Source organism: Pseudoalteromonas rubra (assembly GCF_005887095.1).
GTDB classification, from domain to species: domain Bacteria; phylum Pseudomonadota; class Gammaproteobacteria; order Enterobacterales; family Alteromonadaceae; genus Pseudoalteromonas; species Pseudoalteromonas rubra_E.
Genome location: NZ_PNCI01000068.1, coordinates 1 through 16813 on the forward strand (window position 1 = coordinate 1; position 16813 = coordinate 16813).

General features: G+C 44.2%; 13 protein-coding genes. 7 read left to right on the plus strand and 6 right to left on the minus strand.

Translation table 11 applies throughout. The annotated features are described in order from the left end of the window. Positions 1-614: 614 nt before the first annotated feature. Complete coding sequence (locus CWB99_RS21390; protein ID WP_125557682.1) at positions 615-1046, plus strand: hypothetical protein; 432 nt, start codon at positions 615-617, stop codon at positions 1044-1046. Between the two features lie 205 nt (positions 1047-1251). Here the strand turns inward: CWB99_RS21390 and CWB99_RS21395 are convergent, their stop codons facing one another. Next, positions 1252-2175, minus strand: coding sequence for a histone deacetylase family protein (locus CWB99_RS21395; protein ID WP_138549970.1), 924 nt, complete (start codon positions 2173-2175; stop codon positions 1252-1254). 105 nt (positions 2176-2280) lie between these two features. Here CWB99_RS21395 and CWB99_RS21400 point away from each other — a divergent pair, with 105 nt between their 5' ends. Beyond that, positions 2281-2895 carry a flavin reductase family protein gene (locus tag CWB99_RS21400; RefSeq protein ID WP_138549969.1) on the plus strand — a complete coding sequence of 205 codons (615 nt, stop codon included), beginning with the start codon at positions 2281-2283 and terminating at the stop codon, positions 2893-2895. Between the two features lie 358 nt (positions 2896-3253). Here CWB99_RS21400 and CWB99_RS21405 read toward each other — a convergent pair whose 3' ends face one another. Then, positions 3254-4984 (minus strand): NAD(P)-binding domain-containing protein, encoded by a 1731-nt coding sequence (locus CWB99_RS21405; RefSeq protein ID WP_138549968.1) that lies wholly within the window; start codon positions 4982-4984, stop codon positions 3254-3256. Positions 4985-5538: 554 nt separating this feature from the next. On the opposite strand from CWB99_RS21405, the gene CWB99_RS24665 reads away from it, so the two are divergent. The 5 genes from CWB99_RS24665 (at position 5539) to CWB99_RS21430 (ending at position 12107) form a co-directional block, all read left to right on the plus strand. Next, positions 5539-5832, plus strand: coding sequence for a transposase (locus tag CWB99_RS24665; protein ID WP_249332040.1), 294 nt, complete (start codon positions 5539-5541; stop codon positions 5830-5832). Between the two features lie 346 nt (positions 5833-6178). Further along, positions 6179-7018 carry a sulfotransferase domain-containing protein gene (locus tag CWB99_RS21415; RefSeq protein WP_138549967.1) on the plus strand — a complete coding sequence of 280 codons (840 nt, stop codon included), beginning with the start codon at positions 6179-6181 and terminating at the stop codon, positions 7016-7018. Positions 7019-7556: 538 nt separating this feature from the next. Continuing rightward, positions 7557-8447, plus strand: a complete 891-nt coding sequence (locus tag CWB99_RS21420) for a DMT family transporter (RefSeq protein ID WP_138549966.1) — start codon at positions 7557-7559, stop codon at positions 8445-8447. Between the two features lie 166 nt (positions 8448-8613). Continuing rightward, positions 8614-8970, plus strand: coding sequence for a DUF2237 family protein (locus CWB99_RS21425; RefSeq protein WP_138549965.1), 357 nt, complete (start codon positions 8614-8616; stop codon positions 8968-8970). A 206-nt stretch (positions 8971-9176) separates the two neighbouring features. Next, on the plus strand, positions 9177-12107 hold the full coding sequence (locus tag CWB99_RS21430) for a M14 family zinc carboxypeptidase (protein ID WP_138549964.1): 2931 nt from the start codon (positions 9177-9179) through the stop codon (positions 12105-12107). Positions 12108-12203: 96 nt separating this feature from the next. On the opposite strand, the gene CWB99_RS21435 is transcribed toward CWB99_RS21430, so the two are convergent. From CWB99_RS21435 to CWB99_RS21450, 4 genes are all read right to left on the minus strand, one after another. Further along, positions 12204-12521, minus strand: a complete 318-nt coding sequence (locus CWB99_RS21435; protein ID WP_138549963.1) for a hypothetical protein — start codon at positions 12519-12521, stop codon at positions 12204-12206. Positions 12522-12714: 193 nt separating this feature from the next. Next, a complete protein-coding gene (locus tag CWB99_RS21440) occupies positions 12715-15048 on the minus strand; it encodes a hybrid sensor histidine kinase/response regulator (RefSeq protein WP_138549962.1) in 2334 nt (777 codons plus the stop codon). Beyond that, positions 15045-16073: a cytochrome-c peroxidase gene (locus tag CWB99_RS21445; protein WP_138549961.1), complete on the minus strand. Its 1029-nt coding sequence runs from the start codon at positions 16071-16073 to the stop codon at positions 15045-15047. Before CWB99_RS21445 ends, CWB99_RS21440 begins: the two co-directional genes overlap by 4 nt. 298 nt (positions 16074-16371) lie before the next feature. Further along, on the minus strand, positions 16372-16797 hold the full coding sequence (locus tag CWB99_RS21450; RefSeq protein ID WP_138549960.1) for a hypothetical protein: 426 nt from the start codon (positions 16795-16797) through the stop codon (positions 16372-16374). Positions 16798-16813: the final 16 nt, after the last annotated feature.

Here is a 16813-nt window from a genome sequence, read left to right on the forward strand (position 1 = left end):
GGGTTATTCAGAATCGACTAATTAGAGCTTAGAAAAATATTATCCAAACGATGAACTGTGACTGGCGGCTTAATGTTTTCACAATGCAGCTCTTTTTTGCCTGCCGCACTGCAATATTGAACTAATTTAACAGCGGAACTCGCGTACCCATAAACGACAAATAAAAGAAAAATATTCCCCATTATACCTAGTAACTGAGTAAACCTTTAATCCACACAAAACCGAATTAAAAAGTAAACAAAGTGTAACAAAAAAATAATTAAAAAATATTTTCAATCCAAACTTCACTTACCAAAATCCAATCATAGATAAAACGACACCTGCAATATACTTATTCACACACGTATTAGTATTGAACTCACCACGGGCACTCTGCACATCAGGTCCAATGAAGTGCGGCATCATAATTAAACAATAAAAACAACTTGATACAATATCATCATAGTGAAATACTGTGCAGGCAAAAGGTGAAGATCGACACCGTGGCCAAACTGACGATTCCAAGGCTGATGGCTTTTATTTGCCGCAGTAATTAGCAGCAATAGCTACTTTTTCGAATTGAATAAACACCGATTGCTCGAATTATAAACTCTACTCAAAAAGGAAGTTTCTTCATGAAGAAATCTTTAATCTTAGCTTCTCTTATTTATTCATCCGCAGCACTTTCAGGAACAGGACAGGCGCTAATTCCACACTATTATGTTGGCACCAACTCTTCATGCCACCTCCATATTACCAATATTTCTGATAATGATGTCCAGGTGAAGATAGACCTATTCGACCAAAATGGTAATACATATTCATCAAACATTACCTCCTGGTATGCTTTTTCAGGCTCTAACCCAGTTACAGGTACTGTTGCGTTGCCTGCCAATAAAACCGGTGCTATCTCAATGAACAAAATGGGGTCAGGTTATGTAGGGTATGGTTATATCCGCTGGAGCAACGAACACAACCAGAATGACGCTCTGGTAGCTAACTTTCACTGTGATGCGACAAGTATCGGACAAAGATCGATACTAATTAACCAACAAAGTCCGTTCTAACATAGCAGAATTATCACAGCTGACTCTTCTGTTCGAGTCGGATTTTTCGGGGAAGCTAGAAGCGACTTTTGACGCTCTTCTTCCCATCTTAGCCGCCTCTCAAAGCACTCGGTGAGCAAAATAAAACCTGCCGAACAGCCTGCCTTACTGCCCCTCCCTAACGTCAACACATCAAAGCCAGTAGTGGTAATTACATTGTTTTTACCTAGAGCAATGCCGCCTGTTCAACCACGATGGCGTGGCGCTGAGCCAGGCGTAAATGGTCTTTGTCGTAGCCGCCGCCGATCACGGTTGCAACCGGTACGCCAGCTTGCTGGCAGGTTTTAAGCACCAGGGCATCGCGCTGTTCCAAACCGCGCCAGCTGATATCCAGCTTGCCCAGACCATCGTGCTCCCAGATATCCACACCGGCGTCGTACAATACCAGGTCCGGATTTACGTCTTCGAGCAGGCCTTTCAAAGTGTCTTCTACAATATGCAGGTATTCTGCATCTTTCAGGTTGTTCGCAAGACCAATATCCAGATCACTGCTGTGCTTTCGAAACGGGAAATTTTTTTCACAATGGATAGAGCAGGTAAACACATAAGGATTATGCTTTAACATAGCTGCTGTACCATCACCCTGATGAACGTCAAGATCAAAGATCAGTACATTATCGACCTTGCCCTGCTCAATCAGAGTTGTAGAAGTAAATGCCAGGTCGTTCACCATGCAGTAACCGGAGCCAAAATCATAGTGTGCATGGTGAGTACCACCAGCAAGGTGACAGGCCACACCATGTTGTAAAGCCAGTTCAGCCGTTTTGAGTGTGCCCAGCGGTGCAGTAAACGTCCTTGCCATCAGCTGCTCAGACCAGGGCAGGCCAATACGCCGCATGGCCTTTCCACAGAGTTGATTACGCCAAAGGTCCCACAGGTAGGTGTCACAGTGTACCGCTTCCAGCGGCTCTGGCGAGCCCAGTTGAGGCTGGTGCAGGTTGTCGCCAATCAGACCCATGGCCCTGACCTGCTGATACAAGTTTGCAAACTTGCTCATCACAAAGCGGTGGTTTGGATCAAAACTAAACGAGTAATTGGGATGGTAAACCAAAGGTAAGCGAGTATTGAGTGACTGACGGTTTATATACATATCCGGAACAATACAGAACAGGGATAGAGAGAGTGTATCGCATCTTTCCACCCGATGGTTAGTGTGGCACCATGGTTGTCCCTTAACTTTGTGTACTTGTGTTTTATGGAACTGAACTTTGCTGACTTTTCGCCCACCCAGATCTACCACCTGATGACTCAAACAGTGATCCCAAGGCCGATAGCCTGGGTGCTAACCGAGTCCGGTACTCAAAACTATAACCTGGCGCCCTTTTCTTATTTTACGGCAGTGTCCAGTGCGCCGCCTTTGTTGATGTTTTCGGCCGGAAAAAAGCCCACTGGTGAAATTAAAGATACAGTCAAAAACATCAAAGCAACACGCCGTTGTGTAATCCACATTGCGTCAGAGCATGACGCTGAGTTAGTGACTCAGACTGCCGCAACCTTGCCCCATGGCGAATCAGAAGTCACTGCAAACAACATAGCGCTTGCTGAATTTAACGGTTTTTCAATGCCACGGATCGCCCACTGCGATATTGCCTACGGTTGTGAACTGTATGAAGTACAGGAGATCGGCGATACACCGCAAAATCTGGTGTTTGTGAAGATAGTCAGCTTGTACCTGAGCGATAAAGTCACCGAGCTGGATCACAAACAACGCCTTAAGATTTTGGCAGACAAAGCCGCCCCTCTGGCGCGCCTTGGCAGTGCAGAGTATAGCGGTATCACTGCCCCGTTTGCTAAGGCAAGGCCAGATTAATCGGCAGCGCCGCGTCTGAGCAGCCTACTTTTTAAGGCTACTGGTAGGGCTTTATCATCTGCAAGTACAGTGAGATCCCTCACAGCGCTTGCCAAATATAAGCTCAACAGACCCGCATGTTTAGGCAATCATCAGAAAGCCAATATACGCGATGCAAGCAGCCAGCAGTGCATAAGGCAGCTTGGTAGTGGCATAGCTTTTTTGGGAGTCTTGTACAGAGGCATCTCACCGAAAACTGAGCATTTTAATCAAGCCAGTCATTATTGAGCCTTAAAACCCGATATTTTATTTTGATATCGGGCTTCACTGTTTTCACGCTAATCGCGAGAGTTTATACCAGTGGCCTTGAGCAAATGAACTACTTTCGATCACTATTATCTCTAATACTCAAGCTTAAGTGTGGTTTGAATGACTTAATGCCAATGAAGCTATAGAACTTACAAAACCAATAATAGCTAAACATGACAGCATTAGTATAAAAAGTTCTGGACACTTCAATCTCTCTGATTTCCTTTAATGCGATGTCTTTTTTACTATCGGTTCCGCTCAAACGATATTGTGAGCTTGAAAAGTTACCACAGTAAAACTTATATAGCGCGACAGGGTTGCCAATAAGATCCCTTAACTTTGGCTTACACCCGACTTTCTCTGAAAGTTTGTCCATATAAGAGGTATAATCTACCAAATAAGGCAGTCTTACAGTCACATTGCTGAACACTTTTTCATGAGATTGCGCGTCCATTTCAATTTGCCTAGCAATCTCATCATTGCTCGGGAGTGAGAGTTCGCCAGTACAGATCTTTGCAAACCATCTGGATTGCATTTCAGCAATAGGGGGGATACTCCCTGCGCCTGGACGTACCGCGCCAATAAAGCACAGGCTTTGCCCTACCTTTGGATGAAAGCAATTCATATACAAATCTTTCGATTCACCAATATCCATATCGAGAAAACTGAAATCATTTTGATAGCCAGTGCAACACATAATCGTGTCAGCTTCAAACTGAGTACCGTCTTTATAAACCACTCCGTTTTCATAAAGTGACTCAATGCCGGGCTTCAACTCACAGTCACCATCAACAATGGAGTGTATAAAGCGATCAGATTTGGTTGAAAATTGCTCGGCAACGCCTCCACCAGACTTGATACTTAGTTCATTAATCACGTCTTGAATTTTTTCTTGCTTAATTTCTTCTGCTGTTTTTTCTTTTTTGGCGAATAAAGATCTCAGTCCTTTAAAGCCGGTCGTTAATTCGCTGTATAGCGTATTAACAACAGCCAATGGTAGCATTAAGATTCTCACGGGAAAGAACAACTTATCACCCAGCTTTCTTTGCTTTTTAACATACTCCCTGGGATTAACAACACGATCTATCCAGCTTGGCATGCTGTAGTAGAGCCTTGAAGTTAAATAGTCATTTGGATAGCCATCAACGAGACGCGGAAATACATAAGCGCCTCTTCGCAGGCTGAGTTGGCAACTTTGAGCAACGTCAGAGATTTCTTTTACGACGTCTGCGCCACTTTCTCCCACTCCAATAACAACAACTTTTTTGTCTTTGTATGGTTGTGCATTTTTATAGCTGCTGGAATGAACTATTTGCCCTTTAAATTGCTCTTTTCCTTTAAATTCAGGGATCATTGCTTTCTTATGCACACCTGTACAAATAGCAACGGCGTCAAATATCTGTGTCTTTGAATCACCTTCCGGCAAGAGCTTCGTCGTGACTTGCCACTTACCATCTTCAAGCTGAACGATATGCTCAACTTTTGTACTGAGTTTTATGGACTCACGCAAAGCAAAATTGTCACAATAGTCTGACAAGTACTGATGGTACTCTTGATGGGTAAAGTAATAAGGTGCACCTTTCTTAGAATTAAAATCTGAGTAGGTTGTAGCAGTAATTGAAGAGGTCAGCATACATGATTCGTATACTCCCCCCTCTTCTTCTCTAAAATTAAACACCCCGCCGATGTTGTCGGCCATTTCGAAGCATGTAACCTGATGAGCCGCTGCAATAAGCTCCTTTGTAGCGACGATCCCCGACGGACCTGCTCCAATTACAGCGACATTTAGGCTTCTCTTCATAAATACTTCCTTTTTCTCTTATTTTTTTTAGGAATACAAAATACTAAGCTTCGAGCCAGTTATCTATGCGGTTCCCCCTTGTAGAGGGTTATCTCCATCAGAGGTTGAATTTTTACTCTAATTCCACCACTTTAAATAACATGCTTATTTTTAAACGCTCGAGTGAAAAAAGATAACATAAACAAAAATATCGGTCACGTTAATTTAACCACAATGATACAGGCATTTACGTAATTACCAATAAGAGATACTGTTTATATCAAAGAGGTATGATAAAAACCGAGCTATTGACTGAATTCAATCTAGTATGTAGACCCTGCAAGTCGCCAAAAACAATGAATGCAAAGGCTCTATCAGCAACTAACCTACTTTTCTAACAAGGTCCATACGTTGAGCATGAGCGCTATTCTGAGTCATATAATCAACGCTGGTCCTATGTAAGACGATCACGGCTTTGTTTCCTAAACCATTGAACTAACCTAGCCTTGTGTGATCAGGCCTCAAAAACAGACACCGAGGCTGAACTTTGAAAGAAAAGCGTATCACGCACTGGCGTGACTACAACAAAGCCCTTATCGCCGAAGTTACATCTGGCCATTGATGCAAATACGCATCAAATCGTCGGAACTGAGTTATCTGCAATCTCTATAGCTGATTCAGAAGGTCTGAGCGACTTGCTCAGGCAATTACGTAGGAAGATCAGCTCGGTAAGAGCGGATGGCGCTTATGATGTGAGAGCTGCTGTGCAGAAGTCACAGCCAAAAAGGCTGATGAGCACTAAAAAATTGACTAACAACCTGGCCATATTCATGAGTACACATTATTTTTACGCATACTTTGATTATTAGATAATTACGAACAGTATCATCTAATTTAATTGCTCAAATCACGGAGCCTCTATTCTTAGCTTTACCTCCATAATACTAAAAAAGCCATAGTTTAAAGTCACTCTATCCTAACTTACTTGCTTATTTCACATTGTTAACATAATCTACCTTTTTCAATTCGAGAGCTTGATTAAAGAAACGGCATACGTTCGCAAGCACGCTTTTTAAGCAAAGTTGGTCGCTTTTTAATGTTCACGTAAAACTAAGTTGTTAACATAAGGAGCTATCACCTGTTTAAAAAAGTTTGGATTGATGCCATAAATAAGGCAAAGGACATGTTCATAATAAGAAGATGAGGTAATTTAAATTGTTAACAGTTAAATATTGGTTATTACAAGCACTGAACTACTCGTTAGTTTTTTTATTTGGTTGGACTCGAAATGTAAGCTTTTATGTTCGCTCTACTATCACCAATATCAAGGTCAAAAAGTTCGAGCCTGATCCATCAGATATCATTATTGCGACCTATCCGAAATCTGGAACAACTTGGATGCAAGCAATTTTGCATCAGCTTACAACGGATGGAAACCTGGACAATATCGAACACATAATGCGATTTTCTCCTTATCTTGAAGAGGAACTTGATAGAGTGGAGAAAATGGGCCCAGGCAGAATTATTAAAACCCATTTAACTCCCGAAAAAATGACGATTATGCCCAACACTAAATATATTTATGTACAAAGAGATGGGCTGGACTCGGCAATAGCTTATTTTGAACACCACAAACTAGTATCGAAATACCAGGGAAGCTTTGATGATTTTTTCAAAAAGTATATAAACGGTGACGTACCTTATGGTTCCTGGTTTGAACATGTCCTTAAATGGTCTGAGCTGAAAGATCATGATAATTGCTTATTTATCGACTTCGAAGACTTGAAAAAAAACCCTCGTCAGGAAATTGAAAAAATTGCAAATTTCTTGGGTCTAAGCCTAAGCGAGAATGAACTTGCAAGAGTTCTGGAAAGATCGAGCTTTGAATATATGAAACGCCATGAGGATAAGTTTTGTGCAGTAAAATACTTTGTAAGTCAACGTTTTGGCACAGGAAGCTTTATTAATAAAGGCGTCGTAGGTAGAGGCAAATTAATTTCTGATAAACAAAAAGAGCAATTTTTAAAAGAAGCGAAGAAACTAAACTTAAGTTGAGTTAAACCCTGCCAGTTAGATGTTTTTATCAACGCGTACTTATATTGCTTTAGGTACCAAATACCGTGCGCGTGGTGAGAGCTATTTGATCTCTGGCGCATCTTTGTTCCAGTTCGACGTGTGGCCCTGTACGGATAAGCGCTGCAGTGCTCAGGAACAAAACCCTTTATGGTATTACATTAAGTAACCACTCAAAGTACACAACGCTCTTCTCAGTAAACAAGCGCCTGAGAAGAGCTTTTCGTTGGCACTAATAATGTGCGCAGCGCCCATCATAAGTGTAATTTAGTAACTATTGGTGCACTCAGCCTGGCATTTAGTGGCCTGCCCTATTCACCCCTGTTTGGTGAGGGTATAACACTGCGGCTATTGACTTTCCCTTAATGAAACATCGCAACATAAACAACCACATTTCAGCGCGACGCCAGGTGCTCTGAAGACACGTTCATCGATTTTTATTTAACGGAGGCTGTGAGCATGTCTCTTTCGTTTGGTTTATGTATACTAGCCGCTTTTAACTCAGCAGAAGAATAATAAGATGATTGGACTAGGCGAAGGCGCAGCCATCAGTGCTGCGTTTGTTTGGGCGTTTTCAACCCTTTTGTACAAGCGGTTTAGCCACCATCTGAGCCCATTCGAGTTAAATGTCAGCAAAGGGGTCATTGCATCTGCACTGATGACACTATGCCTGTTCATTGCACAAGACACTCTGTACCCAGAGCAATCATCAAGCTGGGCCTGGCTGATAGCCAGTGGCGTATTGGGTATCGCCATCGGTGACAGTGCCTACTTTGCAGCGCTCAGAAATATAGGCCCGGCACGTACCTTGGTGATTGAAAGCCTGGCCCCCGCTATTGCCGGTATTCTGAATATCCTGGTTCTGGGCGTTTACCTTGGACCTGTCGCCTGGCTTGGCATCGCTGTGACCACCTTTGGTGTTATTCTGGCTATAAAACCCAATAAAGCCCAACCGCTCCCCGACAAAACCCATTATCTGCTGGGCGTAACTTTTGCGCTGACGGCGGCAACATGTCAGGCCGCCGGTATGGTGCTCTCAAAAGGAGCATTAAACAACGAGGAGATCAGTAGCTTGTGGGCCGCATTGATCCGTCTGGCATCTGGCACTTTATTTGTTGCTTGCGTGGTTGCCTGTCTGAAATCTCATAGCCTAGATAAAGCACTGACATTAAAGCAAATATCAGGTAAACGCTGGTTGTTTATCGCGGTATTTTTCGGCACCTTTATCGGGCTCTGGTTACAGCTTATCTCCGTGAACAATACGGATCCGGCAATCGCACAAACCATTTTTGCGACTGCCCCACTCATGGTGATGACCCTTAGTTTGATCAGAAAAGAAGCCATTACCAAAGCCATGTTGTGCGGCGGTGCAATTGCATTACTTGGCGTGTTTTTGCTGTTGCAAGGGTGAGACTGCGTAACACTTACAGATCTCCTCTGTCGGGTTAACGGAGAAGCTGGGACAAAGTACTTGGATTAGACTCTAAATCGAGCGCCCTTCACAACCCACTCAGAGTAAACCTCATAGCAGTCGCATACGTATAGTGCTCCAGTTATATAATTAATGGAAATGAGACATGGCTAAGAATGTACTGGGTGGTGAACTAAAGTCTTGCTGCACCGATCCGTTGACTGGCTTTTTAAGAGATGGCTTTTGTAACACTAACCATATGGATGTTGGCACTCATGTAATTTGTGCGACGGTCACAGAGGACTTTTTAACCTTTACTAAATCCAGAGGCAACGACTTAAGCACGCCCTACCCAGCCTATAATTTTCCAGGCTTAAAACCGGGCGATGGTTGGTGTTTATGTGCGCTGAGATGGAAAGAAGCCTGTGAAGCCGGGGTGGCACCACCTGTCAATCTAGAAGCAACACACGAAAATGCCTTGGAGCTTATTCCGCTTGAGGTACTGAAAGCGCATCAACAATAATACAACTGGGTTTAAAAACACTTTCTAGCCAGAGTATTAAAGCTCTGCGCTAGAAGGTTACAGCTTTTGGCCCCCGACTTCATGATTCCTCTATTTTTAACTTGGAAAAAGCGTTAATACGCAATAAAACCAAGTTCACTAAACAATGATTCCCAACCAGAAAACGATACAATATAACATATCAACAAAAACAATAAGGAACTCCTATGCCAATGCGATTTCACTCTCAAGTATTGTCCATTGCACTTGCTGGCACCTTGACCATCAGTAGTCAGGCAACCGCACAAATAACACTGACACCAACTGAGCTACAGGGCCTTGATTACCAAAAAGCGCTCATTAATGGCAAACTAGACGCGAGTATTCCCACCCCAGACAGCATTCTGGGCTTTCCTGTAGGTCAAAAAGCGGCAACGCCAGCACAAATCACGGATGCACTAAAACAGTGGCAACAAGTTAGTGATAAAATGCAAATTGTAGAATATGCGCGCTCTCACGCAGGCAGACCCTTACACTATGTGGTTATTTCATCGCCTGAAAACCTAACAAACATCGATCGGATCAAGTCTGATATCGGCAAATTAGCAAACCCCAAAAACCTATCAACAACCGAAGAAAAACGCATTATAAACAGACTACCTGCGGTCGCCTGGCTTGCCTATACCATCCATGGCAATGAAGGGTCAGGCAGTGATGCAGGACTTGCAGCAATCTACCAGTTAATAGCCTCACAAGAAAAAGACATTCAAGATATGCTTGAAAAAAGCGTCATCATTGTCGACCCGCTTATGAACCCTGACGGTCGTGCGCGCTTTACTCAGGAGCTTCAGCAACGCCGGGGCGCGGCCCCCAATGTGGACACCCAATCGACGTTACACACCGACGCATGGAGAGCTGGCCGCAGTAACCACTACCTGTTTGACTTAAATCGTGACTTTATCTTGGGCGTTCACCCAGAAACACGCGGCATTGTTAAATCAATCAATGAGTGGAATCCACAGTTAATGATTGATGCACACGAAATGGGTCCAATGGACTCTTATCTATTTGGCTTGGCACGAGAGCCTGTAAACAAAAACTTGTCTGCAACAGGCAGGAAATGGGGAGGAATTTTCGCACAAGATCAGGCCCAAGCTTTTGATGATCAAAACTGGCCATACTACACAGGTGAATGGTTAGAAAACCTCTATCCGGGTTATTCAAGTTATGCCGCGTTCAGAGGCACTATTCATATTCTGTACGAACAAGCGCGCATCAAAGAAGATGGTGTCATGCAACCGAATGGCCGTATTGTGAGCTATGCAGAAGGGGTTGATAAACAACTTGTCAGTAGTCTGGTTAATGTGAAAACACTCATTAAACACTCAAAAGACATCTATCGCGACTTTGTCAGCGACAAACGTAAGCTCATCTCAAAAAACAGTCCATATGCTGACAGAACTTTTGCCATATTACCGTCTGAAAACCACCAGCGTATGGCCAAGTTTGTTGATTTAATGCAGTTGCAAGGTTTTGAAATGCACCAAACCACGCAGCCTATAGAAGTCAATAATGCCACTGATCAACTTGGCAACTCCGCCTCACACATACTCCCCACTGGCACTTTGATCATTCGCAATCGCCAGGCTCAGGGCCGCCTTGTCTCCACTATGCTGGAGTTTGATACAAAGATAGAAGACAGTGTATTAGTTGAAGAACGTCAGCGCGTGCTACGTGATGGCTCAAGTTTAATGTACGATGCCACCGCCTGGAACATCACCATGATGCATGGTGTTGAAGCCCTGACTATTCCAAAAGATATCAATGAAAATATCCGCCCTTATTCTGCACCGAAAAAACGTCCGGCAATGATTAAAAAAGCGAATGCCATTGGCTATGTGGTCAATGGTGCTGATGATGCCTCGGTCGGGTTTGCCGCTCGCTTAATGGAACGAGGGGTTACAACACGTATCCTTGACAAAGCAACGGTCCTGGATGGGGTAAATATGAGCCGGGGCACCATTGTTGTCTCACATTACGACAATGCGTTCTTTGCCGGTGATTTAGATGCGGTAATCGAGAAAACAGCACAGGAAATGGCTGTCACTGCTCATGCGGTAACAGGCGGTATGGGTAAAGGTGACTTGCCAGATTTTGGGGGCGAGCACTTTAAAGTACTGAATCAACCAAAAATCGCCATTCTTGGCGGCCATGGCATCAGCTCATTAGATTTTGGTGCAATTTGGCATAGCATAGACAGCAATCTGGGGATCCGCCATTCTCATATCGACTCAAATCGCTTTAATATCACAGACCTGAGACGCTACAACACTTTCATAGTGCCAACAACCTGGTACAACCGGCTGGGCCAAAGTGAGCTTTCGGCAATAAAGTCATGGACACAAAACGGTGGCACACTCATTGCCATAGATGGCTCAGTAGTCCCGTTTGTAAATAAAGATGCTCAATTCAGTCGGGTGAGGCAAATTCAGGATACCTTCGAAGACATAGCCGAATATGATGTTGCTTTACAAAAAGAGTGGTTGGCGCAAAAAGACGGTTACCCTGAGGTGAGTCTGGCCTGGCAGCACAATGTAGCAGAGTCGATCAACTACCCCTGGAGCAACGAAACAAAAACACCAAATGAAAAGCAACTGAAAAAACAAGATGACTGGCTTGCGCAATTTAGGCCAGCAGGCGCTCTGGTTGCCGCTCGTACCGACCAAAAACATTGGTTAACTTTTGGTGCCCCAAAAGTGATTCCGGTTCTGACTGCCCAAAACCCGGTTTTGATGGCCAAAGAAGGCGTGCAAGCGCCAGTGAGATTCGGTGCATATCAAGAAATGGAAGATAAAGAATGGAAAAAACGAGTGGACAGTAAAGCAGATAAACCGCTTAACCGCACAATAAACTGGGCAACGTTACCAGACAAACAAACTCTGACGCTGCGCATGAGTGGCCTGTTGTGGCCAGAGGCAAGCAAACGAATCGCCAACTCAGCTTACTTAACACGAGAGCGCCTGGGTAAAGGACAAATAATCTTGTTTTCCGGTCAACCTGCATTTAGAGGCTCAACCCTCGCAACCAACCGTTTATTACTGAATGCAATCGTATACGGTTCAGGCTTGGGTACGCACCAGCCAATCAAACGTCTTTAATACCCATACTTGACGCATATTAAAGGCAAAAACCCTGCAAGATTGTACTTGCAGGGTTTTCTAAAAAACGGCTACTCGGCCAAGGGTGGGTCTAAATTAACTATCAATGACTTCTATGACCTTCACTTTGCACCAGTGTGATTTATCACCTCTGTCTGCATACCAAATATTGACCTTTTTTTTGCCCATTAATGCAGCCAATGCCGACCCATGTACTAATGAACTGTTGGTCCATAACTCACAGGTCACTTCCGGGTTTTCGGGGTTGGGCCCGATCCTGCCACTGCCATTAATGTGCATCCACACACTCACAGAGTCATCGTTTGTTTCATATACTTTCAATGACGTCACCGAGGCATTTGACACAAGTCGCTCTGCCGACAGTACATCGCAGGAAATCAGTAAAAACAACATAAAAAACACATTCTTCATCGTATCTATCTCTTTTATTAGCCTCTCAAATAGAACACTATCAGTGTCCAAAACCCTAAAACTGACTTTCAGTTTCAAACTATGCATTCTGGCCTCTTTTGAGCCAAGTTACTGGCCTTGCGGTTGTTCATACCGCTTAGGTATTCTCCGCACACTCACATGACTAAACGCTGCACTATTGTATATTGAACAAATATTTGTTCAATATTTTATCAAGCTCGTCGGTCTTAAACGGCTTTCCTAGGTGATCATTCATACCAATACTCAAATATCTATCCACCTCGCTTTGCATGACATTGGCAGTTAACGCAATGATCTTAAGCGCTTCCTCACTGTAAGTTTCTCGCACAATGCGTGTAGCTTCCATACCATCCATTACCGGCATCTGAATGTCCATAAAGACCAGGTCGAACGCCCCATCACATGCCTTGATTTCATCAACGGCTTGCTGTCCATTTTGTGCAATCACAATCTCTATATTGAACCGATCAAGCAGTTTAGTAGCCACAATGCGGTTGATATCATTATCCTCTACCAGCAACACACGGAATGTTTGGGTCTGTGCAGTACCTGCGGTTTCGCCTGATAGCCTGGATGTCAGCTGATCATCCGTTGCCACGTCCTCGTTAGGGCTATCTGTAATAAACAGGCTGATCAAATCTCTTTTTAACAGAGGTTTATACAGTATAGGATAATCAACTTTAGGCGTTATACTTTGCTCTGTGTGTGCCGTGTAAATCACCACTTTGGCTGGTAGTATTGCAAGGGCCTCAAGTCGTTCCAATAATTCATTCGCTTCACAGTCGGGTAGCACCCAGTCCAGCAGTAACATATCAAATGTTTCGGTCGACAACCGCGCTTCGGCTTCCATCCCAGTGTGGGCACGCGCAACCGTCAGGCCAACTGAAGTGGCAATATTAACACTGACTTCCATGTATATTGGATCGTCTTCCACGATGAGTATTGAGCCGTCCAGCATAATTTTTTCATTTGTTTCAGTCGCCTGAGGGGCGTGCTCCAGTGTTGCCATCGGCAAGCGGACCATAAACGTTGAGCCAACACCTACTTCGCTGGTAACGCGTATCTCACCTTGCATCAGCTCAGCAAGTAATTTACATATCGTCAACCCCAGTCCGGTTCCTCCATAGCGCCGCGTGGTCGAGGATTCGGCCTGTGCGAAACGTTCAAACAATAGCGCGACTTTGTCCTGCTCTATGCCAATGCCCGTGTCGCTCACCGCAATTTCAAGCCAATCACTGGCTGCATCTTTGGGGTGCCTGTGTACCGCTAAAGTGATGGTGCCCTCTTCAGTGAACTTTGCGGCGTTAGAAGCAAAGTTAAGCATTATCTGATTAATTCTAACCGGATCGCCGACATACCATTCATTGAGGTTTGGGTCGATATCGAAAATTAACTTCACCCCCTTAGTATTGGCGATGGGCGTGATCAGCGACCGCAAATTATCCAGCAGCTCCTCAAACTGGAAGGGAATTTGTTCAATATTGAGTTTTTTGGACTCAATTTTCGAAAAATCCAGAATATCATTGATGATGGTGGTTAGTGCATTTGCTGAAAACCTCACTTTCTCCAGGTAATTCCTTTGTACGCTGGTCAATTCAGTGGACAAAAGAATATCCGTCAGCCCCATAATGCCATTCATCGGAGTTCTAATCTCATGAGACATATTTGAGAGAAATAAAGACTTGGTTTGGGCAGCCTGATTAGCCTGTTCATTGGCTTTCTTCAGGCCACTCATAAGTCGAAATAAGACGATTAAAATCAGCGTAAATACCAGCAGCAGAAACCAAAATACGGACTGTATCATCTGCCAGTAAACCCTATCGACCTGGTTGTTGAGTTGCTGTGTTTCCCGCAAAATAGCGGTAGATAAACTGCTGTTTTGAATTGGCACCAATAAATTTGAGGCCATCAGCGCATTTTCCAATATAAACTCTATATGCAAACGCATTACCCTGAAGGTACGTCCTTCCTGCTCAAGCTGGGTGAGTGTAACCATAGACTGCGCAAGTTGCTGACGAACCTGCTCAATGACCCTGTGCGAGTTTGTCACCTGAAGATTAGACACCAGTGCCGCACTTTTACTAACAATGAGCTGTGCCTGTGGTGAAAACGCGTCACTTTCCAATTCTTGTTTTGCAATGTAGCGGTAAGATGTTTTGAGCATAGAGGCGAGCTGCATGTATGTGTCAATGGCATCATGAAAGTGCGATATCGCTTTGTTCATCTCATCACTGAGCAGCTGCCGTGATACTAACTCATTATAAACACTTTCAAACTCAAGCTGCTTCTGTGCATGCTTGTCAAAGTGATAAATATTGCTGTCCATGGCTGACAGGGTCTCAAGCGACAACTCGGTTGTGGCTCTGTTGAGCCGCTCTTTCAATGCCAGTGTAGCCTGTACGTCCCGTAGTTGATGGTATTGGTCAATTGCGTTTGAGCCGAGCCACCAAATCAGCAATAGGGTAATCCCTTCAAGTATGTATTTCACTCTTTCAATGACCTCGGTAGTTCCCCTGAAAAGGCATGCAGCAAGGCTTCCAGATCAGCGGTATCCTCCTCGCTGAGTTCTAAACCCAACTGCCCTCGTGCCATCAGCCTTATTGCATCAGACAAATTAGCCACTGAACCATTGTGAAAATAAGGCTCGGTATTGGCGACGTTGCGTAGACTTGGGACTTTAAATACAAACCTGTCCTGCTCGTTACGGGTTAACTGATAACGACCAAAGTCATTTAGCAATTCATTGGGCATACGCTCCAGACGACCCATTTTTTGATAGATATTACCGCCAATATTGCGACCCTGATGGCAGGTCACACACCCCAGTTCAACAAATTTACGATAGCCGCGCTGTTGTTGTGCCGTTAAGGCGCTCTTGTCTCCAAGCAAGTAGGCATCAATGGGGGTATTTTCAGATACCAGTGACATTTGGAATGCAACAATGGCTTTAGTGATATTTTCGGGTGTGATCCCTTCATCTGACACCGCACTGAAACTGCTGACAAAGTGCGGCTGCTGTTGAAGTTTTGCAATGACCTGAGACCAGTTACTGGCCATCTCCAATGGGTTATGAATAGGTAAAGGCAACTGACTGGTCAGGTCGACACTTCGCCCATCCCAAAACTGCCTGAAATTAAACACTGCGTTGATCACGCTCGGGGCATTACGGCTGCCCAGTTGCTGATTTATCCCAACGGATACCGGAAACCCATCGTCTCCTCCGTTGTACAAATCATGACAAGATGCGCATGAGGTTGTGTTGTCCGCTGAAAGCAATGGGCTTTTAAACAGTGCTTTACCAAGCTGGACCCAGCCAACATCATACTGTTCAATGCGTGGCAGAGGCTGAATCGCGGCATCGACCCATTGCGTAGAATAGGTGACCAACTCCATGCTTTTGTTCACCGCGGTGTCACGCCCGCGACTGCCATCGAATAAATGAAATTGTATTGCAAGGCTGAAAAACACAGCCGCCAGACCACCGAATACAATCACCACATAGTTGGTACTCATACAGTTCATATCCCTGAAGCGTTTCTCAGGCCCCGACAATGAAAGTAAGTATAGACCACTCAAACAAAAAACTTTCCAAGCGACTGAGATATAACCAGCAAGACTCTGCTATGAGGTTAAGCAAGATAAATGACCTCAATCGCCCGTGTTTTCGGGAAATAAATATTACGCGACAAATGGCCGAACTTATCAAGAAAACTCGTAAACAAATGAATTTAAATGGTGCGGAGCAAAATACCCTGCTCTACTATGTGAAATAAACACCCGCTGTTATGGCTACACCGGGGTAAAGCCCCGGTTATCTGGTAAGGTGTTCGCCCTGTCGTTGAGCGTGTATGACCGCCATAAAGTCGCGCGCGCCAAAACAGCGGAAACGGTAAAAGCCATAAGGTGTTGTCAGTACAATAATATCGGTCAAAAAGCCTGGCTCAAGGCTCATGTCCATAATATGTGATAATGGTATGGACAATGAGTAATCCCCTTTATGAAAAAGTATGTTTATCAGGTTGGGAGAGAACTTGATGTGGTGTCGGGTCAGTAGAACAACGCCTCCTACCCAAAGCCCGTGATGAGCTTTACGATACTTATTAAGCGCCGTTTCTGCTGCCCAGTCATGAAAGTGTATATCCTCAAGATAAGTCAGGCCATCTGCCAGCTTGAAATCTGCAGCAGCATTTTCAATCAAAAAGTTACAGAGCTTTTTGGCAACGGGTTTGTCAGACATCTGAGTTCCTTTCATA

What these genes read in the sequence shown, in the direction of transcription:
- CWB99_RS21390 (WP_125557682.1), top strand. Translation starts at nt 615, where the DNA reads ATGAAGAAATCTTTAATCTTAGCTTCTCTTATTTATTCATCCGCAGCA.
- CWB99_RS21395 (WP_138549970.1), bottom strand. Translation starts at nt 2,175, where the DNA reads ATGTATATAAACCGTCAGTCACTCAATACTCGCTTACCTTTGGTTTAC.
- CWB99_RS21400 (WP_138549969.1), top strand. Translation starts at nt 2,281, where the DNA reads ATGGAACTGAACTTTGCTGACTTTTCGCCCACCCAGATCTACCACCTG.
- CWB99_RS21405 (WP_138549968.1), bottom strand. Translation starts at nt 4,984, where the DNA reads ATGAAGAGAAGCCTAAATGTCGCTGTAATTGGAGCAGGTCCGTCGGGG.
- CWB99_RS21420 (WP_138549966.1), top strand. Translation starts at nt 7,557, where the DNA reads ATGATTGGACTAGGCGAAGGCGCAGCCATCAGTGCTGCGTTTGTTTGG.
- CWB99_RS21425 (WP_138549965.1), top strand. Translation starts at nt 8,614, where the DNA reads ATGGCTAAGAATGTACTGGGTGGTGAACTAAAGTCTTGCTGCACCGAT.
- CWB99_RS21430 (WP_138549964.1), top strand. Translation starts at nt 9,177, where the DNA reads ATGCCAATGCGATTTCACTCTCAAGTATTGTCCATTGCACTTGCTGGC.
- CWB99_RS21435 (WP_138549963.1), bottom strand. Translation starts at nt 12,521, where the DNA reads ATGTTGTTTTTACTGATTTCCTGCGATGTACTGTCGGCAGAGCGACTT.
- CWB99_RS21445 (WP_138549961.1), bottom strand. Translation starts at nt 16,073, where the DNA reads ATGAGTACCAACTATGTGGTGATTGTATTCGGTGGTCTGGCGGCTGTG.
- CWB99_RS21450 (WP_138549960.1), bottom strand. Translation starts at nt 16,797, where the DNA reads ATGTCTGACAAACCCGTTGCCAAAAAGCTCTGTAACTTTTTGATTGAA.